Origin of the sequence: Pantoea sp. BS_8, from assembly GCF_041954965.1 — a bacterium.
GTDB lineage: Bacteria > Pseudomonadota > Gammaproteobacteria > Enterobacterales > Enterobacteriaceae > Pantoea > Pantoea stewartii.
The window spans coordinates 21452-42618 of sequence record NZ_JAVAXU010000010.1 but is presented as its reverse complement, the minus strand read 5'-3'; the positions used below and the strand labels follow the sequence as shown (position 1 = coordinate 42618).

General features: G+C 54.0%; 15 protein-coding genes. 8 read left to right on the top strand and 7 right to left on the bottom strand.

From position 1 onward, the window contains the following. Positions 1–36 precede the first annotated feature (36 nt). Together RAC65_RS16945 and RAC65_RS16940 are read right to left on the bottom strand one after the other, a co-directional pair. Positions 37–1008: a TerC family protein gene (locus RAC65_RS16945; RefSeq protein WP_033739986.1), complete on the bottom strand. Its 972-nt coding sequence runs from the start codon at positions 1006–1008 to the stop codon at positions 37–39. 259 nt (positions 1009–1267) lie between these two features. Next, entirely contained in the window at positions 1268–2248 is a 981-nt protein-coding gene (locus RAC65_RS16940; RefSeq protein WP_375096931.1) for a Gfo/Idh/MocA family protein, read from the bottom strand. A 134-nt stretch (positions 2249–2382) separates the two neighbouring features. On the opposite strand from RAC65_RS16940, the gene RAC65_RS16935 reads away from it, so the two are divergent. Beyond that, complete coding sequence (locus RAC65_RS16935; RefSeq protein ID WP_039341905.1) at positions 2383–4071, top strand: chloride channel protein; 1689 nt, start codon at positions 2383–2385, stop codon at positions 4069–4071. Here the strand turns inward: RAC65_RS16935 and RAC65_RS16930 are convergent. Next, a complete protein-coding gene (locus tag RAC65_RS16930) occupies positions 4068–4571 on the bottom strand; it encodes a M48 family metallopeptidase (protein WP_006118297.1) in 504 nt (167 codons plus the stop codon). The genes RAC65_RS16935 and RAC65_RS16930 overlap by 4 nt on opposite strands. Before the next feature lie 82 nt (positions 4572–4653). Here RAC65_RS16930 and rlmG point away from each other — a divergent pair, with 82 nt between their 5' ends. Beyond that, complete coding sequence (gene rlmG / locus RAC65_RS16925; RefSeq protein ID WP_375096930.1) at positions 4654–5772, top strand: 23S rRNA (guanine(1835)-N(2))-methyltransferase RlmG; 1119 nt, start codon at positions 4654–4656, stop codon at positions 5770–5772. Here rlmG and RAC65_RS16920 read toward each other — a convergent pair whose 3' ends face one another. Continuing rightward, on the bottom strand, positions 5773–7794 hold the full coding sequence (locus tag RAC65_RS16920) for an NADPH-dependent 2,4-dienoyl-CoA reductase (protein WP_110268779.1): 2022 nt from the start codon (positions 7792–7794) through the stop codon (positions 5773–5775). A 159-nt stretch (positions 7795–7953) separates the two neighbouring features. After that, on the bottom strand, positions 7954–8661 hold the full coding sequence (locus tag RAC65_RS16915; RefSeq protein WP_375096929.1) for a polyphenol oxidase family protein: 708 nt from the start codon (positions 8659–8661) through the stop codon (positions 7954–7956). 109 nt (positions 8662–8770) lie between these two features. Between RAC65_RS16915 and RAC65_RS16910 the strand changes: the two genes are divergently transcribed. The 4 genes from RAC65_RS16910 (at position 8771) to RAC65_RS16895 (ending at position 13944) form a co-directional block, all read left to right on the top strand. Then, positions 8771–9580 carry a 5'-nucleotidase, lipoprotein e(P4) family gene (locus RAC65_RS16910; RefSeq protein ID WP_375096928.1) on the top strand — a complete coding sequence of 270 codons (810 nt, stop codon included), beginning with the start codon at positions 8771–8773 and terminating at the stop codon, positions 9578–9580. A 571-nt stretch (positions 9581–10151) separates the two neighbouring features. Beyond that, positions 10152–10784 (top strand): carbonic anhydrase, encoded by a 633-nt coding sequence (locus RAC65_RS16905; protein WP_039341920.1) that lies wholly within the window; start codon positions 10152–10154, stop codon positions 10782–10784. Next, the gene (locus RAC65_RS16900) at positions 10781–12256 is read left to right on the top strand and encodes a SulP family inorganic anion transporter (RefSeq protein WP_006118229.1); all 1476 of its coding nucleotides are present in this window, start codon (positions 10781–10783) and stop codon (positions 12254–12256) included. Before RAC65_RS16905 ends, RAC65_RS16900 begins: the two co-directional genes overlap by 4 nt. Before the next feature lie 263 nt (positions 12257–12519). Continuing rightward, positions 12520–13944 carry a diguanylate cyclase gene (locus RAC65_RS16895; protein WP_375096927.1) on the top strand — a complete coding sequence of 475 codons (1425 nt, stop codon included), beginning with the start codon at positions 12520–12522 and terminating at the stop codon, positions 13942–13944. 19 nt (positions 13945–13963) lie between these two features. On the opposite strand, the gene ddlA is transcribed toward RAC65_RS16895, so the two are convergent. Continuing rightward, a complete protein-coding gene (ddlA, locus tag RAC65_RS16890) occupies positions 13964–15061 on the bottom strand; it encodes a D-alanine--D-alanine ligase (protein WP_054633059.1) in 1098 nt (365 codons plus the stop codon). Positions 15062–15587: 526 nt separating this feature from the next. On the opposite strand from ddlA, the gene RAC65_RS16885 reads away from it, so the two are divergent. Continuing rightward, positions 15588–17165, top strand: coding sequence for a diguanylate cyclase (locus tag RAC65_RS16885; protein WP_375096953.1), 1578 nt, complete (start codon positions 15588–15590; stop codon positions 17163–17165). Positions 17166–17192: 27 nt separating this feature from the next. On the opposite strand, the gene RAC65_RS16880 is transcribed toward RAC65_RS16885, so the two are convergent. After that, positions 17193–18974, bottom strand: a complete 1782-nt coding sequence (locus tag RAC65_RS16880) for a GGDEF and EAL domain-containing protein (protein WP_006118233.1) — start codon at positions 18972–18974, stop codon at positions 17193–17195. Positions 18975–19316: 342 nt separating this feature from the next. Between RAC65_RS16880 and RAC65_RS16875 the strand changes: the two genes are divergently transcribed. Further along, positions 19317–20786 carry a methyl-accepting chemotaxis protein gene (locus RAC65_RS16875; protein ID WP_039341927.1) on the top strand — a complete coding sequence of 490 codons (1470 nt, stop codon included), beginning with the start codon at positions 19317–19319 and terminating at the stop codon, positions 20784–20786. Positions 20787–21167 lie beyond the last annotated feature (381 nt).

The following is a 21167-nucleotide window of genomic DNA, read 5'->3' as shown; positions in this document are numbered from 1 at the left end:
TGCCGCCCTTGTTCCGTGTTTTTCCTTGCCGTGCCGTTACGGCTTATTCAGCTTCTTTTTGTCATTCTGACGGTTAACCCAGGCGTTGATCAGCAGCGTCGACGCCAGAATCGTTCCAACGATGCCCAGCGATATCGCTACCGGAATGTGGTAGATATCGACAATCAACATTTTTATACCGATAAAGACCAGCACGACAGCCAGACCATATTTCAGCATCGAGAAACGTTCCGCCACGTTAGACAGCAGGAAGTACATGGCGCGCAGACCCAGAATCGCAAACAGGTTTGAGGTCAGAACGATAAAGGGATCGGTGGTGACGGCAAAGATGGCCGGAATGCTGTCGACGGCAAAAATGACATCGCTCAGTTCGACCATGATCAGTACCAAAAGCAGCGGCGTCGCAAACAGCACGCCGTTTTTCCGCGTAAAGAATTTTTCCCCGTCCAGCGTATCGGTCATGCGCAGATGTTTACGCAGCCAGCGCACAACCGGTTTGTCACCTACGGCTGCATCGTCCTCTTTCGCCATCGCCATTTTGATACCGGTAAACAGCAGGAAGGCACCGAAGACATAGAGGATCCAGCTAAACTGCGTTACCAGCCAGCTACCCGCAAAAATCATGATAGTGCGCAAAACGATAGCGCCCAGTACACCGTAAATCAGGACGCGGCGTTGCAGGTTGGCCGGAACAGAGAAGTAGCTGAACAGCATCAGCCAGACAAAGACGTTGTCTACCGCCAGCGATTTTTCCAGCACGTAACCGGTCAGGAAAGCCAGCGTCTGACTGGTCGCCACGTCACGCCCGGCGGTACCGTCCAGATACCACCAGAACGCCGCACTGAACAGGAGCGAGACGGAGACCCAAATCAGCGACCAGACGGCAGCCTGTTTGAAGGACATGGTTTGCGAACCGCGACGGCCCTGCAGGAACAGGTCAATCGCCAGCATGATAAGTACTACAACCGCAAAACTGCCCCAGAGAAGTGGCGTACCTACAGTTTGCATAATCGTATCCTGTCTGAAATAAAAAAACGGCTGAGGTCAGAAGACGTCAGCCGCTTATTCTGTGTAAGCAAACCTCGCCTTCCGGCAAGGTCTCACTTACAACTCAGGAATGGATTCTGGGTTGCCTGATGACCGGATGCGTACGCAACGTAGTGACGATCAATCAGCTTACAAGTTACTCCCCTTTGCAAGCCGATAAATTACGTGGCTGGCCGTCAGGAATCAATCGTCTGCCCGTCATATTTTGAAATATTTACACTCAGGCACTGTCGGCCGGAAAGACCACGCCGGTCTGACGTCGGATCTCGGTCAGTAATTTTGCAACGCTACGGGAAATGTCCAGCGCCGGATGGCTGACATGGCGCTGTTCTACCAGTCGTACAAAGGTTTCTGCTTCATACAGCAGGGTATTGATGTGTTGAGGCTGGCTCCAATCCTGTTTCTCCCCGACACGCGGAATAAAGGTCACAGATGGACACTCAGAAATACGTGTCACCACCAGCGATCCCGCTTCCCCCTGAATTTCACTGACCAGTACCGAGTCGCTGACTTTTGAGTGCACTATCGTGACATCAAACTCACCATAATTCAGATTCACGGTGCCGTGGCCGTCCACGCCACTTTCCAGCAGGGTGGCCGAGGCAAGCACCTGCCGGGGTTCGCCCCACAGCGTGACGGCGACCGCCAGGCAATAGTAGCCAATATCCATGATGGACCCGTTGGACCAGCGAGGATCGAAGGTGTTGGGATGTTCGCCGTTCAGGTAACGCGGATAACGGGACGAGTACTGACAATAGTTCAGCAGCGCTTTGCGCACTGTGCCAAGCGCAGGCAGCCCTTGTTGGAGTTGAATAAAGTTGGGTAAGCTGGCGGTCTTAAAGGCTTCGAACAGCACCACCTGATACTGGCGGGCGCAGGCGATCATGGCTTCGACCTCGTGCAGATTCGAGGCCAGCGGTTTCTCACAAATGACGTGCTTGCCCTGCGACATAAACAGCATGGCCTGCTGACAATGCAGGGCGTTGGGACTGGCGATATAGACGGCATCGATGTCAGGACAGGCGGCCATGGCCGCCAGCGACGTAAAGCGCTGGTCGCAGGGATAGTCATGACAGAATGCCGCCGCCTGCTCCCGGGTACGTGAATAGACGGCACACAGCCTCATCTTGCCGGTTTCGTGTGCCGCCTCGATGAACTGACGCGTTATCCAGTTCGTTCCCACAATGGCAAAGCGAATCACAGTGATCTCCTGCGCAGGTAAAAGTGCAGAGTAGCATCTGGCATCCGGCAGGCAACATCAGACGTTGATCCTGAGATCGCCATTCCAATACTATGTCCGAATACCGCACGTTAAGCACAAGACGGGGAGCGCAGGTGAAAGGAAGCAAACACGCATTAAACTGGACCACATTACTGATTGCCGTGCCGGTGGGCTGTGCCGCCTCGTTAGTTACTTTGCTGTTCCGTGAAACGATTGAGTTCATCAATTATCTGCTGTTTGGCCGCAGCAACGACATCACCGAATCCATCCATCTCTGGCCCATGCTGTTCTGGCCCGTTCTGGTCGGCGTGGGCGGTCTGCTGGCCGGTTTCTTCCTGCGCTACGCGGTCGCGATAGAGCGGCAGCAAACCGTCAAGACCGACTATCTCGAAGTCATTAATGCCCGCCTTGACGCCGTGCCGACGAAAACCTCCCTTTTCCGGGCGCTGTCTTCGGTTGCCAGTATTGGCAGCGGCGCGTCAATCGGTAAAGAAGGCCCGATGGTTCAACTGGCCGCGCTCTGTGGCAGCATGATCGGCCGCCTGTTGCCGCCTGGCGTGCAGTTAAAAAACAGCGACGTCGTCGCCATGGCCGCCGCAGCTGGTCTTTCCTCGGTCTACCATGCGCCGCTGGCATCGGCCATTTTCGTGGCAGAGATCGCGTTTGGTATCTCCGCCCTGCAACGCCTGATTCCGCTGGTGGTCTCCTCCGCTGTTGCGGTCATGACCATGTGGGCGCTGGGCTTTCGTAATGCGCTTTATCCGCTGGCCGAGGTGAGTTTCACGATGGATGTCAGCAGCCTGCTGATTACCGTCCTGATTGGCTTACTGTCCGGGCTGGCCGGTTTGCTCCTGATTCGCCTGATCGCCCGTGCTAAAACGCTGTTCAGTCGGGTCCGGTCCTTACCGCTACGTCTTGGGGCGGGTGGCTTTGCCGTGGGCCTGCTGGCGCTGGTCTCGACCGATATCCTGGGGAACGGCTATGAAGTCATTGTAAAGGTGATGGCAGGGCATTATGTGTTATCAGGTTTACTGCTGCTGCTGGTCTTAAAAACGCTCGCGACCAGCCTCTCGGTAGGCTCCAATGCGGTGGGCGGGTTGTTTACACCGTCCTTGCTGATCGGGGCGCTGCTGGGTATGGTCATCGCGTTGTGTGGGGTTGCCCTGCATCTTCCCCTGAATAATGTTCTGCTGTTCGCCGCTGTTGGCATGGCGGCCGTCCTGGCGGCCGTCAGTCAGGCGCCGTTAATGGCCATGTTAATGGTGCTGGAAATGACGCTCAACAGCAGCCTGCTGTTTCCGGTGATGATAGCGTCCGTTCTGGCGACAATGGTGGTCTACCGCCTGCAAATGGCCAGTACCTATCCCGTTGTGACGCACCATTTCAACCGTTCTGAAGCCAAATATGACTTCGATAATATGCGCATCAGCGAACTGATCATTCCGGGGGCGGCCCTGCAACCTGAGGCCTCGGTTGGGGAAGCACTGGCGGTGAGTTCGCTTAAGCGTGAGCGCTATGTGTACGTCATCAATGCGCAGGGCGCGTTTCTGGGCGTGGTTTCCATTCACGAAATATCCCGCCGGGTGCTGGCGCAGGAGATTAATCTGGACTCGCCGGTGCAGTGCGTGATGGATGAGGATTTCCCGGTGGCCTATCAAAACCAAAGTCTGCGGGAAGGATGGGAAGCTTTTGCAGCCGTCACGCTGGAACGTCTTCCTGTCCTGAATAATCCCCAGGAGCGCCGTTTTTTAGGCGCGCTGACCAAAACCAGCCTGATTCAGAAAGCGCAGGAGTTTCTCTAAGCCGCATTGCCCTGCAAAGCCTGTTCTGTCATCCACAGGCGGGCGTCGAATTCGAGCTGGTGATAGTCCGGTTCCATATGGCAGCACAGCTGATAAAACGCCTTGTCGTGATTTTTCTCTTTCAGGTGCGCCAGCTCATGTACCACGATCATGCGTAAAAAAGGCTCAGGCGCCTGGCGGAAAAACGTGGAAATACGAATCTCCGCTTTGGCCTTCAGGTTGCCGCCCTGCACACGGGAAATGGCCGTGTGCAGGCCCAGCGCGTGCTTCATCACCTTGATTTTGTTATCCCAAATCACCTTATTGATGGGCGGCGCGTTGCGCATGAAGCGGTTTTTCAGTGCCAGCGTAAAGTCATACAGCGCCTTATCACTCATCACATCGTGTCTGTCGGGATAGCGCTGTTGCAGCACCGGGCCCAGACGCTGGCGATCGATGAGCGTTTGCACCTGTTCAAGGATGGACTCAGGATAACCCTGAAGATAGATCAGTGAGGACATTAGAGATTCCCGGCGAAAGACAGTATACTGCGCCCCCTTTTTGGGGCGAAAATCAACCAAAGTGTACCACGCCGGAGAATTCATGAGCCAACTTGAACTGAACGATCGCACACTGATCCTGCACCGTTTCCCGCAGATGCGTGACGAAAGTCCGTTACAAGCCTGGGATGCCGCTGATGAATATCTCCTGCAGCAAAGCCTGCCGCCTGGTCCAACGTTAATCTTTAACGACAGCTTTGGGGCGTTAACCTGCGCACTGAACACCCGTCCGCTGTGGCATATCAGTGACTCCTGGCTGAGTCAGCAGGCCACGCGTCAGAACCTGCGCCTGAATGCGCTGGACGACAGCGATGTCCAGTTCCTTGACAGCCTGGCACCGTTGCCGGCCGCACCGGCACTGGTCTTGATCAAAATTCCTAAAACCCTGGCGTTGCTGGAGCAGCAACTGCGCGCAGTGCGTCAGGTTATCACGCCAGAGACCGTGATAATGGCGGCGGGGCGTGCGAAAGAGATTCATACCTCCACTCTGCAATTGTTTGAGCAAATCATTGGTGAGACCAAAACCTCACTGGCCGTCAAAAAAGCGCGCGTGATTTACAGCCAGTTCACCCAGCCTGCGCTGCGCGAAAAATCGCCTACCCAGGTCTGGTCGCTGGACGGTACGCCTTATCAGATCCATAACCACGCCAACGTCTTTTCCCGCTCTTCACTGGATATTGGCGCGCGCTTGTTCATGCAGCACCTGCCGGAAAATATTGAAGGCGAGATTGTCGATCTGGGCTGTGGCAACGGCGTGATTGGCTTGATGGCGCTGGCACAAAATCCCGAGGCGGAGGTGCATTTTCTTGATGAGTCATACATGGCGGTGGCGTCCAGCCGGTTAAACGTAGAGATCAACCGCCCGGACGATCTGTCACGCTGTCAGTTCCGGGTCAATAATGTCCTGAGCGGTTATCCTTCCGATACGCTGCATGCGGTCTTGTGTAATCCGCCGTTCCACCAGCAGCACGCGGTGACCGATCACCTGGCCTGGCAGATGTTCCGTGACGCAAAGCGCTGCCTGCAATACGGCGGGGAGCTGCGCATTGTCGGCAACCGTCACCTGGATTATCACCACAAGCTGAAGAAGCTCTTTGGCAACTGCACCCTGGTTGCCTCCAACAAAAAATTTGTGGTGCTGCGTGCAGTGAAAATGCGTTAACTACAGCGTTAACGCCAGCGCGGTGGCCTGGGCTATCGCCCGACGGGCATCCAGCTCCTGCGCGACGTCGGCCCCGCCAATCACCTGCACGGGTTTACCGTTTGCCCGCAGCGCCGCTTCCAGCTCGCGTTGCGGCTCCTGACCGGCACAAATAATCACGTTGTCGACCGGCAGGAGCAGGCGCTCGCCGTCGCGCCGGATATGCAGCCCTTCATCATCAATCGCCAGATACTCAATCCCGCCCCACATTTCAACTCCCCGTGACTGGAGACTGCTGCGATGGATCCAGCCGGTCGTTTTCGCCAGCGTGGCACCGGGCTTGCCGGGCTTGCGCTGAAGCAGCCAGATTTGACGCGGTGAAGGCTGTGGCGCGGGCGCAATCACGCCGCCGCGCTGCGTCAGGCTCTGATCGATGCCCCATTCGCGATAAAAATCCCCGGTGGTTTCGTTTGCGGGCGGTTCAGACAGATATTCAGCCGTATCAAACCCGATCCCGCCCGCGCCAATAATCGCCACGCGTGCACCAACCGGACGCTTATCCGCCAGCACGGCCAGATAGCTCAGGACTTTGGGATGATCAATACCGGGGATATCTGGCGTACGCGGTTTAATGCCGGTCGCCAGGATGACTTCATCGGCGTCTGCCAGCAGGGGAGCGGTGACCCGACAGCCTGTTTTGATTACCACGCCCGCCGCCGGCAGACGATGGCGAAAATAGCGCAGGGTTTCGCGGAATTCCTCTTTCCCTGGGATCTGTCGGGCGATATTGAACTGTCCGCCGATCTCATCGGCCGCCTCATAAAGGGTGACCTGGTGGCCGCGTTCAGCCGCCTGTAAGGCAAACGCCATACCTGCCGGACCGGCCCCTACAACCGCCAGCCGTTTGGGCATGTGCGCCGGTGTCACCGGCATGAGGGATTCGTGGCAGGCACGCGGGTTGACCAGACAGGCGGTGACGTGACCGGCAAAGATCTGATCCAGACAGGCCTGATTACAGGCGATACAGGTGTTGATACTGTCGTCATCCCCCCGTTGCGCCTTGCTGACAAATGCGGCATCGGCCAGGAACGGTCGGGCCATGGAAACCATGTCCGCGCAGCCATCCTGCAAAAGCTGTTCTGCCACCTGTGGATGGTTGATTCGATTCGTTGCCACCACGGGCACGGCAACGTGTTGGCGCAAGCGGCGCGTGACCCACGCGAAGGCGGCGCGGGGCACGCAGGTCGCAATGGTCGGAATGCGAGCTTCGTGCCAGCCAATGCCGGTGTTAAACAGCGTCACGCCACAGCGTTCCAGCGCTGTTGCCAGTCGTAGCGTTTCGTCCAGCGTACTGCCTTGCTCAATTAGGTCCAGCATCGACAGGCGGAAGATAATGATAAAACGGTCGCCGGTGGCCTGACGGACCGCGCGGGTGACCGCTAAAGCAAACTGCATGCGCCCGGTAAAATCGCCGCCCCAGCGGTCCTGACGCTGGTTGGTGTGCGGTACCAGAAACTGATTAATCAGGTACCCTTCGGAGCCCATGATTTCTACGCCGTCGTAGCCCGCTTTTTGCGCCAGACGGGCACAGTGCGCGAAGTCGGCAATGGTCTGCTCAACCTCGGCGTCGCTCAGTTCCCGCGGCGTAAAACGGTTAATGGGGGCCTGTATTGCAGAGGGCGCAACCAGATCGCGCTGAAAACTGTAACGGCCAGTATGCAAAATCTGCAGCGCGATTTTTCCCCCGTGCTGATGCACGGCGGCGGTGATTTGCCGGTGCCAGTCACACTGTGAATCCTGGTTCAGCACCGCACCGTGTGCGGCGGTCACGCCCTGAGGATTGGGCGACACGCCGCCCGTCACGATCAGCGCCACGCCTTCCCGTGCCCGTTCGCCATAGAATGCCGCCAGCCTGGCCGCGCCATCTTCACGCTCTTCCAGACCGGTGTGCATAGATCCCATCAAAAAGCGGTTTCTGAGCTGAGTAAACCCCAGGTCAAGGGGCGTAAACAACGCCGGGTAGGATGAGGGCAGCACAGTCATAATCACTCACAGATAAAGTGGTCGGATGAGTTAGCTTTAACCATTTTTCTGTTAAAAAAAAGTGAAATGGCATCAGGCTGTGAGAAACATCATAAAAGCGGCCTTAGCCGCCACATAAAACGGCCAGGCAGGGGAAGGCCGGCGGATGTGCGCGCAACCTCAGCGGCGGCGAATCCAGGAATAGCGAGAACGATAGCCACTGCCGTGATGCGTGTTGAAACGGTAACTGGAGCCCGCCTCGGTAGTGCAATAGGTGCACTGGTGGACAGGGTCAATGTTTTCTGCCGGAATGCCTGCTTTTATCAGCATTTGCGTCGCCAGATACGGTAGATCAAACCAGACACCGCCACGGGTAGCAACGGCCTGGGGGCGCTGAGCGCCGGGATTGTGGGGCTGAACCGCATAATAGCGCAGGGGCAATGGCATGTCGGGCATCTGTTCAATCTCTGCCAGACGTTGACGATCCAGCTCAAAACAGCAGGGAGCCAGCGCCGGGCCAATCGCCACCGTCAGGCTCGCTGGCGTGGCACCGCGTTCGCAAAGATGCGCTACCGCCCGATACAGCACGCCAGCCAGGGTCCCCTGCAGACCCGCATGAACAGCGGCAACCTGTTTCTGCTGGCTGTCGGCAAACAGCACCGGTAAACAGTCGGCCGTGTAAACCGCGACGGGGCGGTGCCCGGTGGCGATCACGCCATCTGCATCACCGCTTTTGGGTGGAATAGTGTGAGTGTCGTTTAACACGACGGCGCTGTGACGCTGATGGGCATAGGCGGCATCATCAGGAGGCGGTTCGCCTGCGGGCTGAAACGCATAATCGACCCAGTCAAGTGCATCAAGCAACGGCGAACGCGGTGTAGCGGACATCCTCATCTCCTGTTGAAACAGCGTGTAATGTTGCTGCCCTCAGCTTACGTTAACTGCTACATTTTTGAAGCGTTACCCACTTAAATCTTTCACACCTTAGGATAAAACGATGAAACATTCAGTGAATTTCGCGCTGTCGGCGGTGGTTGCGCTGGCACTGGCAGGTTGCGCGCATCCTGCCCGACAGCAGGCACAGCAGCAACTGGGGCAACAATCGGTCCTGGCCCTGAACTGGTTCCAGCAGTCCGGCGAATATCAGGCGCTCTGCTGGCAGGCATTCAACAGCGCCCGTCTGGCCTTTGATCAATCGGCTTCGCTGGCGGGCAAGCCTAAAGCGGTCATTGTCGATTTAGATGAAACTATGCTGGACAACAGTGCCTATAGCGCGTGGCAGGTGAAGAATGGCCAGCCTTTCAGCGACAAAACCTGGTCAGCCTGGACACAGGCGCGGCAAGCAAAAGCGGTTCCCGGCGCGGTGGAATTCGCCCGCTACGTCAACAGCCATGGCGGCACCGTTTTTTACGTCTCCAATCGCGATCAAAAAGACTATGCCGCCACGGTGGCCAACCTGCAGCAGCTTGGCTTCAGCGGAGTCAGTGAGAAAACGGTCAGTCTGAAAACCGACTCCTCAAACAAGCAGGCGCGTTTCGATGCCATTAAAAATGCGGGCTACAATGTCGTTTTATATATCGGTGACAACCTGAATGATTTTGGCGGCGCAACCTGGCATCAGGGTAACGCGCAGCGTCGGGCATTTGTCGACAATAATCACGCGCTTTTCGGTACGCAATTTATTGTTTTACCCAATCCATTGTATGGCGACTGGGAAAGCGGCATGGCGGAAAATTACAATAAGCTGACACCACAACAACAGCTTTCCGTTCGTGAGGCGCGCCTCAACGCCTGGAACGGTAAATAAAATGTCAATATGAAGCGCCTGCACTGGGCGGGCGCCTTCACGTTGGCTCAAATATTTACTTACATCCGTCACTATTTTCACGCAAATTAAATTAGCTATCTCTCGCTTTAATTTACCCCTTCATTAAGACGGATTCACTGCCTGCATTAAATAAAGGCGGTTAATCGTGCTATTCATAAATTCTGCATTTAAGACTAATCCTGGTCTGTGGCTTCGCTGTTATTTTAATTACTTAGTTCGCTATGAAAGTTTTGTATTTATTTGTCAATTTATAAATCATGGCGTGAATTTTATGCGTTTGATTTTAAATGAATAAAATTAAAATAACTGCAAAATTTGGTGGTATGACCTCTTAATCTTATTTACGTTTTGATGACGTTAGTTGAATAAAGCCTTACACAGGCAGGCAGTATTTTGGCGCGTGTAATATTCCAGGTGCATTGAAAATGATAAGCGGCTATAACCTTTTAATGTGATGGAGTTCAGGTTTCATTAGCCCCTCGGCCAAATAAGGTGAGCGGGTTCACTCCGTGGTTCGCCTGGAAATGATATTCCCGGTAGTTAAGAGAAGATGATTGTGACGACACTTAAACCCTTATTAGCGAAAAATCGCAGTTGGGCCTTACAGCGCCGCCAACGTAACCCCGCCTATTTTGAAAAATCGCTCTATCAGCAAAAACCGCATTCATTATGGATTGGCTGCTCAGACAGTCGGGTACCGGCGGAGGTGTTAACGGGTTCCCACCCTGGCGAGCTGTTTGTTCATCGTAATATCGCCAATATGGTCGTGGCGGAAGACGACAATCTGCTGAGTGTTCTGCAATATGCCGTCTTCTTTCTTGGCGTGAAGCGCATTGTATTAAGCGGTCACTATGGTTGCGGCGGCGTTCAGGCGGCTCTGAATCTGCCTGGCAGTCCGTTAGAGACGGAGGATTCTGCACTGGCGCGTCGTATTACCTGTTTGCGCGACGGCCTGGCAAGCCATCTTGGCGACCCGACGGCGCAGGAAACAGAGGGTGAGAAACTGAACCGTCTGGTGGAGGCAAACGTGCGGGTGCAGTTTGCCAGGCTGGTGGCTTCCGACCCTGTCCGTCAGGCCTGGCAATCTGGTCAGGAACTGGATGTGTTTGGCTGTGTTTACGACCTGCAATCGGGTCATCTTAAAGAGTTGATTCAGCAATCTGCAGAGGAGTCTTCACCATGAATCTGGATACGTTACGCCGCGATGTGCCGGCAGGGCTGGTTGTGTTTCTGGTCGCACTCCCGCTCTGCCTCGGTATTGCTCAGGCCAGCGGTTTACCGCCTTTTGCCGGCTTACTGACCGGTGTGATTGGCGGGATAATCGTGACATCACTCAGTCCGTCACGCTTCGCCGTCAGCGGTCCTGCGGCAGGACTGGTCACTATCGTGGTCGCCTCGATGGCCACGCTGGGAAGTTTTTCCGCGTTTCTCACTGCGCTGATCATCGCCGGGCTTTTACAGTGCCTGTTTGGTCTGCTGCGCGCTGGCCGTTTTATTGCACTCGTGCCCGGTAGCGTGATTAAAGGTATGCTGGCTGCGATTGGCCTGCTACTGATCATGCAGCAAATACCGGTGGCGCTAGGAGCCGGCGGCAGCGTAAAACTGGTGTCGCTGGTAAACGGTGAAATGACCTTTTCGCTCTCGGCGCTGTTGGTGTCGTTGGTGGGCTTGTTCATTTTGTTTGCGTGGACAACCGGCCCCATCAAGCGCATCAAGGCGATAGCCTGGATCCCGGGTCCGCTCTTTGCGGTTCTGTTTGGCTGTGGGGTGACAGTATTGGGGGCGCGACTGTTCCCGTCACTCACCGACGCCTTACCGCGTATTTCACTGCCCGCTTTTGACAGCGTTTCGGCGATGATAGCCGAACTTGAAACGCCGGACTGGATGGCCTGGCAAAATCCGCAGGTGTGGGTTGTCGCGGTGACGCTGGCGCTGGTGGCCAGTCTGGAAACGCTCCTGAGCCAGGAAGCCCTGAAAAAGCTACGTCCGCAAAATCCTGCGCCATCGCCCAACAGAGAAATGTTTGCTCAGGGCATTGGTAACATAACCGCGGGCTTCTTGGGTGCAATGCCCATCACGGCGGTTATTGTTCGCAGCTCAGCAAACGTCAACGCAGGCGCACAAACCAAACTGTCCATTTTGCTTCATGGTGTGATGTTGCTGATTTGCGGTATGTGGTTTAGTGAGATGCTGAATGCCATTCCACTTGCCAGTCTGGCTGCGGTCCTGCTCTATACCGGTTATAAGCTGGCTGCACCGCGACTGTTTATCGAACAGTTTCGTATGGGCGCACAGCAGTACGTCCCGTTCCTGGCGACGATTATCGGAATTATCACGTTGGGAATGCTGGTGGGAATCGGCATAGGTATTGCCACTCAAATTATCTACAGCATCTACAAGAGTCATCGCAACGCCTTGCAGCTTACGCGCTATGACGACCACTATGTGCTGCGTTTTCAGCAAAATTTGACGTTTTTACACAACCCTAAACTTCAGGGCCTGCTGGAAAAAATTCCCGAAAATAGCGTGGTAATTGTTGATAACGATAATGCAGAATATATCGATCCGGATGTAAAAGCCGTGTTGAAAGATTTTGGTGAAAATGCTGATAAACGAAACATACGCCTGAGTCAGTGGCCGGTGGCGGTGAAATAACCAGACATCGGTATTCTGGAATTTACAGCAGAAAAATCGGATATCTCGGATATCCGATTTTTTTATTTGTAAGACATAATAGGCAGGGATGTCTGCCAGCCCATTCGTTACCGGTAACCTGTTTCAATACCCTGACGTTCGCCTGTTTACTGTTGTTTTTCTCTGAATGGCGCAGACACGAATCAGGCTTTAATGATGATGATAACGCCACATACTTTGTGGGCGGCGAGATAGTGAGCCTCTTTGTGACAAGGTCCGGACGTATGCGCGCTAAGCTGTTTGAAGAGCATAATGCTAAAAAGAGTGCCTTCTGGCTGTTTATGATTACGCTGATGTTTTGTTTCGTTGGCGGTCATCTGCGCATTCCCCACGATTTATCCCTGTTCTGGCCGGTAAACGTGTTTATTGCCGGTATGATGCTGCGTTATCCCTTCCTTCACCGAACCCGTTTTTATCTTATTTGCTTTAGTGCGATGGTATTTAACGATACGGTCTTTTCGGGCTGGACGTTACCGGCATTTACGCTCAATGTCGCCAATATTCTGTTTATCCTGATATGCGTACTAGTGATGGGAAAACAGTATCAGCATGATTCCAGCAGTGAACGCATCTCAAATGCCTTACGGATCTTCCCAGCCTGCCTGCTGGCGGCGTTCGGTTGCGCCACCTGGGGCGCACTGGCACAGGTAGGCAGTGTCAATGCCGCGTTCGCCGATGCCTGGATGAACTGGTTCAGCGAACAGTTTTCGACCGGCTTAATGCTGTTGCCGTTTCTGTTGACCCCAAACTGGCGCGTGATGTTCTCAGGGCTACGGGTAAAGGTGGGGACGATTCTGCCGCTTATCGCCGTGGGGCTGTCCTTAACGACGGGGGCCTTAATGGGCGGCGCAGGCAGCCTGACGCTGCCGGTGCCGGCGTTAATCTGGTGCGCCATTGTCTTGCCCATCCCGCTCACCAGCCTGGTGACACTGATAACCGGCATCAGCCAGATCATTTTGGTTTCCCATGGCGTCATGCATATCCAGGGCGATTCAACCCTGCTGCCCATCAGTCATCTGACGTCAGCGCGACTGGGCGTGGCTACGCTTGCCATCAGTCCTCTGATTGTGGCGGTCAGCGTGGATGCTATCCGTCAGCTCAATGAGCGGCTGGCTCTGCGCGCCGATTACGATTTTCTTACCCAGTTATTATCGCGATCCGGCCTGTATGAAAGACTGCGTAACGAGCCCAGCTATGCGCAACGTCAGGTCGGCGTGATCCTGCTGGATGTGGATTACTTTAAATCAGTCAACGACAATTTCGGCCATGATGCGGGCGACAGCGTGCTGGAAGAGATTGCCCGCCGCATTTCGCCGCTGGTTGGCAGCAAAGGGCACATTTGCCGTTTTGGCGGAGAAGAATTTGTGGTGGTGCAGTTCGATCTGTCTCCAGAGAAAATCTATTCGCTGGCGGAGGGGATTCGGCAGAGCATTGTCCGCGAGAAATTTGTGCTGCAGGGCAATGCCGTCACGGTCACGGTGAGCCTGGGCCTGGCAAACGGCGAAGCCCAACCGGGTACGGCCTGGGCTGAGACGATTAACAACCTGATCTCCGCAGCCGACAAAAATCTCTATATTTCCAAGCGAAATGGCCGCAATCAGACATCGCCGGGCAAAGCCCATAATGAAATGACCAGCGACGTTGCCTGAGCAGGTCGCTGGACGCACATTAATGAATACTGGTTTTCAGCAGGGCGCTCTGTTGATGGCGTGCGATAGCCAGTTCAATCAGTCGGGTAATCAGGTCCTGATAGCTCAGGCCCGCCGCCTGCCACAGTTTGGGATACATGCTGATATTGGTGAAACCGGGTAGTGTATTCACTTCGTTGATCACGATTTCGCCTTCCTCGGTATAAAACACGTCGACACGCGCCATGCCAAAGCATTCCAGTGTGGTAAATGCCTTAATCGCAACCTGGCGAATCGCCGCATCGACGTCCGGTGGGATGGCGGCAGGAATCACCGTTTGTGCGCCGGTTTCGCTGATGTACTTTGTGTCGTAGGAATAGAAGCCTTCTTTCACCACCACTTCGCCACATGGGCTGGCCTGTGGCTCTTCGTTACCCAGCACCGCACATTCGATCTCCCGGCCTTTAATGGCTTTTTCAATCAGGGCCTTACGATCGAACGTAAACGCCATTTCCAGCGCGGGCAGGAGCGCTGCGGCATGGGTCACTTTACTTACGCCCACCGAGGAGCCCTGATTGGCAGGCTTAACAAACAGCGGCAGGCCGAAGCGGGCGATGACGGCTTCGGTGTCCAGTTGGTTCAGCTGTGAAGATGTCACGCTCAGCCAGGGGGCAACCTGCAAGCCGGCATCGCGTAACAGGCGCTTGGTGAAATCCTTGTCCATGCTGACCGCCGACCCCAGCACATCCGACCCGACAAAGGGCAGCGACGCCATGCGCAGTAACCCCTGCAGCGCGCCATCTTCGCCTTGCGTACCGTGAACCACCGGAAAAATGACATCCAACTGTGAAAGGGAATGCGCATCGTCACGGGCAATGAGTGACTGCTCAGGTTCGCCGGGAATCAGGGCAATCTGTTTTGCCGTGCGATTGAGGGCAATCAGTGACGGATTTTCTGCATTCAGCAGGAAGCTGGAGGCGTCATTGAGATGCCATTGCCCTTGTTTGTCGATACCCAATAGCACGACCTCAAACCGGGTCTTATCAATGGCATCAACGATATTTTTTGCTGACTGCAACGACACTTCATGTTCTGAAGATTTCCCGCCAAAGACGATGCCAACCCGCTGTTTTTTCATCAAAGGTATCCACATAAACGCAAATCACTACCATAGCATGCGCATTATCATAAAAAACAGCCGGATGAACGAGAGCGCCTTCTGTTGTGCGTCGTGATCAGCACGCCGGGCAAGGTTGGAGAGAAAGGGGGAAGATACGCGATTCAGAACGCTTGCAACGCTTCATTACTTCGCAAGGAGTAGCGCCTGAATTTCTTTCAGCGTACTCCTCAACACGGGGTTAACGAACTGACGTATATTTAAGAAAGAATCTACCATCGAATAACTGGATTATTTTGTTTAAGGCAAAATAATTAACTACTCTTATAGCGGTATTGCGTGCGGGGCCACTATGATTGATGCCAGCTCAGATGACGCCTCAACACGGTGAGAATCTGCACACAGGTAAAAAAGTGTCGCTTGCTGCCTGCGGATGAATACTGCCACTCATTCAGTACTGTAGAGAACAAAAGTGACGTTTATTCTGCCCTTTGTCTGGCTGATTAGCGTTTACTATCTGCATAATTTATTCTCAGCACATCCCGTTATGTATCGCAGAAAAATCCATCTTCGAACGTTACTCACCGCGTTATCGATAGGAAGTGTCATTGTGACTTCCGGCTTGCTGCTGGGCGCGCTGTTTCTTTTTCAAAAAAGTAATATTGAAGAGTCGCTGCTGGACAGCAATATTGCCTATGCCCGTAAGCTGGCCGACACCACCGATCACTATCTTGCCATTGCCCAACGTGAACTGGCCTGGAGCGCCGGTCAGATCGCTGACCTGAATAACGTTCAGCTGTTACATCGCGAAACTACGCGCCTGTTACAACAGTCAGGTTTTTTCAACTCGGTAGTCGTGCTGGATAACCATTCCATTATCGCCTCCATCTCGCCTGAAAGCCTGTCTCTGCTGGGTGTTAAGGTGGACACCGCTGAAACGGAACAGGCGAATAAGCTACAAAAACCGTTTATTTCTTCGCCTTTTATCTCACCCTCGGGCAACTATGTGGTCTTTATCTCGCATCCCCTGTTTGCGCATGACGGTCATTATCTCGGCTTTATTGGGGGAACGATTTACCTGAAAAAACAGAGTATGTTGAGTGACATCCTGAGCCAGCATTATTACGGTGATGGCACATCGGTCAGTATTGTCAGTGATGATGGCACGATTATTTTCAGTCAGGATCCGACGCGTGTCGGGACGCGCATGGCGTTAAGTCAGCCGTTACAGAAACGCCTGGCGGCCACGATGAGCGGCCAGTTTATGATTCAGGACGCGGGCAAAAAGTACCTTATCGGTTACGCCAGCCTGCAAAAAACGGACTGGAATATCTTTATGTCCGGTACCTCAGAAACGGTAAATGGCCTGATGATGCATACGGCCAGAAATGCCTTCTGGTTTATTCTGATCATCATCGTCCTGACTGCAACCTGCATGGCCTTTTTGGCGTCCCGCATCTCTTATCCGCTGGAAAAACTGGCAGGCATGGTGCGTGACGGGGGAAGTGAGGCCAGCCCGGATCCGCTGTCATCCGTTAACACCTGGTACAACGAAGCTGACAGATTAAGAGAAGCGGTTCAGCATCACCGGCGTGCGGTCGCCGGGCATGTTGCGGACCTGAACGATAAAGCCATGACCGATCCGCTGACCGGATTAAATAACCGTCGCGGTTTCTATGCACAGGCGGCTCAGCACCGCGAGGAGCCTGTGCAGAGTGCGATTGCCATTGATATCGATCACTTTAAAATCATCAACGATCGCTATGGACACGATGCTGGCGACAAAGTCCTGGTGAGCCTGGCGGGTTTGTTAAGAAAGCGCTGCCGTACGCTGGATGTAATCAGCCGGTTCGGCGGCGAAGAGTTTGTGCTGCTGCTGCCGGGCACCTCTATGGGCGACGCGGCCGCAATGGCAGAACGCATCCGTGAGGCCGTCAGTCATACGGTGTTCCCGTTTATCAACAGCATGACGGTTTCCCTCGGCGTCGCTACCTTAAACGGTTTGGGCGACGACGCCTCACTACTCAGGCGGGCAGATGAAGCGTTGTATGCGGCAAAAGACGGAGGCCGTAACTGCGTCATGGTGAACCATGAGGGGAACATTTCTCGCTATCCTGCCAGGTAACGCCGTGGGCGTGAACCCAACGGCGTCTTAACACATTTCGCGGAGTTTCCAGTGCAGCCAGTGGTCCAGTTCGCTGTCTGCCAGGGGACGGGAATAGAAAAAACCCTGGGCCTGATCGCAGCCATATTCCGTTAACGCTTCCACGGTATCGACACATTCCACGCCTTCGGCCAGTACCACATAATCCAGCTCTTTCAGCATGGTAATAATATTACGGGCAATAATGCGTGAGGCCATATCGGATGAAAGCTCACTAATTAGCGAACGGTCCAGCTTGATCACATCCAGCGGCATCCGGCGCAGATAACTGATATTGCTGTAGCCGGTACCAAAATCATCAAGAGAAATGCCAAAGCCGCGTAGTTTCAGCATCTCAAGCCCCCGCATGGACGAGGGGCTCTCAACAATGCGCTCCGTTTCCAGACACTCGATTCCCAGCAGGGAGGTAGGGAGTTTTGCTTTAAGCATTTTCTCTTCCAGGCTATCCGCAAAACCGTCAAGCGAGAAATCGCGCTCACTCACATTAATCGTAACAGGCAACTGAATACAGCTGTTGCGCAGGCGCTTCAGGCGGGCGATAACGTTGTCAATCACCCATGATGTCAGGGCAGTAAGGGTTTCGGTCTGCTCGGCAAGCGGGATGAAAGTGGCCGGTGAGAGTTCGCCTCGTTCAGGATGATGCCATCGAATCAGGGCTTCAAGCCCGATGGGTTTACCGCTTTGCAGGCAAATTTTAGGCTGATAAACCAGATAAAGGCCCACATCTTCGCGCAGCGCGCGCGCCAGATCGTTGATTAACGTGAAATCCTGCGTACGTCTGATATCCGTGGCTTCACTAAAGCGTAAAGAGGGTAAACCGCGCCCAATGGCCTCGTGCAAGGCGCTGACCGCCTGGCGCAGGGTTTCATGGGGCGGGAAAATACCGGAGACGAAATCGACCTCGCCGGTGTGGGTGCTGAGCCCCACTGACAGGCCTTCACCCAGGTCGGCGCTGATGCCTTCCATCTGACAGGCGACCCAGTGCGCACTGATGCGGCTGTCCGCACGCGTCAGCACCGCAAAACGCCCGGTGGCAACAGTATAAATAATGTCACTGGCCGCAGGACGCAGCCGAAGGGGCAAAAGGGTAGCGACATCCTTGAGCAGGCTTTCAACGGGCCCCATGCCCATCGACCGGGCCAGTTCATAGGCGCGCGGCATATCAATACAGTCAATCAGGACCAGGCGGCGTAAGGTTGTGTCGCCTGCTGCCGATAAATAATGCATGTCACGAATCAGGCGCTGGCGGTTGGGCAGCCCGGTCACCGGGTCGACAAAGCCCGCAGAATGCCAGGCCTCCAGAAACGACATCACTAATGATGACAGTAACTGAAGCGTCGTAATTTGTGAGGCGCTGAAGGGGTGCGGTTGAACATCCGTGACGCACAGCGTACCCAGGTTTATGCCATCACGGTTTTTCAGTGGGACGCCCGCATAAAACCGAATAAAGGGCGCCCCAACGATCAGGGGATGGGCCGCAAAGCGGCTGTCGAGATAGGTATCAGGCACGACGACGGCGGTGTCACCATCTACCGCATAGCGACAAAGTGAATCCTCCCGGGATGAACGTTCCAGCTTAAAATTGTGTGAGGCACGCACATACTGAAACTCATCATCAATGATAGAAATAAAACTGCCGGGAATGTTCAGTGCCTGACTGGCCAGTCTGACAAATTTTCTCAGTATGTCATCCCGACTTTCATCAGGATGACGAAGTGCCTCAAGGGCACGGATGCGGCGTTCAGGATCGCCGTCGAGACTCATAAGCATGTGTGTCCTCCGCTCCGTACTGATAACGGCGCGAAATTAAAAAGAAAAAGTGTCGGATAGAAGCACCGCAACGCTGGCCAAAGGGCGCGAAAGGAAAAACAGGAAATAATTTTATTTTCACTAAATAATAGGCGTGTTCTGGGTTTATGTCTCTTTTTATTTTCTTTAATAAATTTCTTAGTTATGAACGATGCACACATTTAATCAATTTTTACGTTTTATTTTTTCATTAACACTGCCACAATTATTTTTATAAAGAGTAGCGCGCTATTGTTTTGCCCGCAACTATTAGGCATGAATATTTTTATTGACGTTTTTACACAGCCACACCGGGGAAATACTATGAATATTCTAAAAAATTTTACGATAAGACGTGTCGTCTTATGGATACTCATTATCGCCGTGATCGTCATTGCGCTTGCGGGTGCCTATGGTTCGGTGATTCTCAAAGACATTAATCGGGAAGTTACGCGCAGTAACAGCCTGACAGAGCAGCTTATTTTCCTCAATCGTGCCAGTTTGCAGATGCAGGAGAATGCGACAGCGAATCGTGCTGCGCTGGCGGCAGACGTGCCTGCGGGTGATGAGTGGCAGCGCTACCGTGCCGCGCTGACCAGCGCGCCACAGGATTATCCTGCGGCTGCGCAGGAAAGACTCCGTGCTCTGACGCAGCAGATTTCCAGCAATAACGCGCCGCTGAGCGTAGAGCATCAGAGACTGGTAGAACTCTTTTTAATTACGTTGGCTGCGGTCACGGGGCTGCTTTTCTTTTGTGACCGCTATCTGGTTGTCCATCTTGTTCGCCCCGTAGCAAAACTGCGTAATCACTTCCGCATCATTGCTGACGGCGATCTGACCCAGGAACCCGAAGATCTTGGTCGGAATTGTGTCGGGCAAATGGTGCCGTTACTTAAAGAAATGCAACAAAGTTTGCTGAAGACCGTTCTGGCGATTCGCGACAATGCATCCGTGTTACGGGATGAGGCCAGCGATATCGCTAAAGGCAATGCCGATCTGTCGAACAGGACGGCGACTCAGGCAGCCGCGCTGGAAGAAACGGCGGCCAGCATGGAGCAGTTAACCGCGACCGTGCGCTATAACGCAGAAAACAGCCGTGAAGCGCGCGCGCTGTCAGGCATCACTGCGCAAACCACTCAGCAGGGGGAACAACTGGTGAAAACGGTGGTTGGCGCGATGGAAGGCCTGTCTGTGGGCGCAGAAAAAATACGTCAGTTTACGGCTACCATTAATGGTATTGCGTTCCAGACCAATATTCTGGCGCTCAATGCCGCCGTCGAGGCGGCGCGCGCCGGAGAGCAGGGGCGCGGTTTTGCTGTAGTGGCCAGCGAAGTACGCTCTCTGGCGCAACGCAGTGCCGAAGCGGCGAAAGAGATTGAAGGGTTAATTGCGGATACGGTCGCCGGTATCAGTCAAGGACGTGATGCGGCCAACACGGCGGGCAGCACGATGGAAGAGGTGTTACGTAACGTCGGCAGCGTGAACGACCTGATTGGTCAGATTGCTCTGGCTTCCGAAGAACAGAGTAAAGGTATTTCTCAGGTCACACTCGCCGTAGCGGAAATTGACCGGGTTACGCAGCAAAACAGCAGTCTGGTGCAGACTATCTCAGCCTCTGCGGAAAGCATGAGCAGCCAGACTGAGACACTGACCAGCGTCATTACACGGTTTACACTGCCCGTGACAACCTCGTCTGTTGTCCGTTCAGCCAGCCATAAGGCCACGCAACCTCTTCGTCCTTCGGTCTCTGTGGCGACAAAAGATGATGCGGCCTGGATTGCGTTTGGCAAATAAAGATATATAAGCCAGCCGGTGGTCTGTTTTTCAATTGAAAATAACCACTGTGGTTTTCATGCCCCCGCCTTATGGCGGGGGAATTTATTGTTGAACGCCCTGTTTTAAATTTATATTTCCTTACATCTTACGTTACGAAATAAACTCAAATTATTGGTTTTTTTAAAAGTCATGCCGTTTCGCTTAAGGGAAAGTGATATAAGTTGATCAAAGCATAGATTCGGACCCATAAAATTCCTGCCAGAACGGCCTTCCCTCGATTGACATTTCCCCTGTTAAGATTAAGTATTCTTATGAAATGTGTGCTGCGGCGGTGGCTGATGACCGTGTGAGAGAACCGATACGGGCTGCGCTAAGGCACTGTTACCCTAAGTCAACAAC

Excerpts from the sequence above, each read along its gene's own strand:
- rlmG (WP_375096930.1), top strand. The coding sequence starts at position 4,654 with ATGAGCCAACTTGAACTGAACGATCGCACACTGATCCTGCACCGTTTC.
- RAC65_RS16880 (WP_006118233.1), bottom strand. The coding sequence starts at position 18,974 with ATGCTTATGAGTCTCGACGGCGATCCTGAACGCCGCATCCGTGCCCTT.
- RAC65_RS16920 (WP_110268779.1), bottom strand. The coding sequence starts at position 7,794 with ATGACTGTGCTGCCCTCATCCTACCCGGCGTTGTTTACGCCCCTTGAC.
- RAC65_RS16900 (WP_006118229.1), top strand. The coding sequence starts at position 10,781 with ATGAATCTGGATACGTTACGCCGCGATGTGCCGGCAGGGCTGGTTGTG.
- RAC65_RS16905 (WP_039341920.1), top strand. The coding sequence starts at position 10,152 with ATGATTGTGACGACACTTAAACCCTTATTAGCGAAAAATCGCAGTTGG.
- RAC65_RS16915 (WP_375096929.1), bottom strand. The coding sequence starts at position 8,661 with ATGTCCGCTACACCGCGTTCGCCGTTGCTTGATGCACTTGACTGGGTC.
- RAC65_RS16930 (WP_006118297.1), bottom strand. The coding sequence starts at position 4,571 with ATGTCCTCACTGATCTATCTTCAGGGTTATCCTGAGTCCATCCTTGAA.
- RAC65_RS16875 (WP_039341927.1), top strand. The coding sequence starts at position 19,317 with ATGAATATTCTAAAAAATTTTACGATAAGACGTGTCGTCTTATGGATA.
- ddlA (WP_054633059.1), bottom strand. The coding sequence starts at position 15,061 with ATGAAAAAACAGCGGGTTGGCATCGTCTTTGGCGGGAAATCTTCAGAA.
- RAC65_RS16910 (WP_375096928.1), top strand. The coding sequence starts at position 8,771 with ATGAAACATTCAGTGAATTTCGCGCTGTCGGCGGTGGTTGCGCTGGCA.
- RAC65_RS16895 (WP_375096927.1), top strand. The coding sequence starts at position 12,520 with ATGCGCGCTAAGCTGTTTGAAGAGCATAATGCTAAAAAGAGTGCCTTC.
- RAC65_RS16885 (WP_375096953.1), top strand. The coding sequence starts at position 15,588 with ATGTATCGCAGAAAAATCCATCTTCGAACGTTACTCACCGCGTTATCG.
- RAC65_RS16945 (WP_033739986.1), bottom strand. The coding sequence starts at position 1,008 with ATGCAAACTGTAGGTACGCCACTTCTCTGGGGCAGTTTTGCGGTTGTA.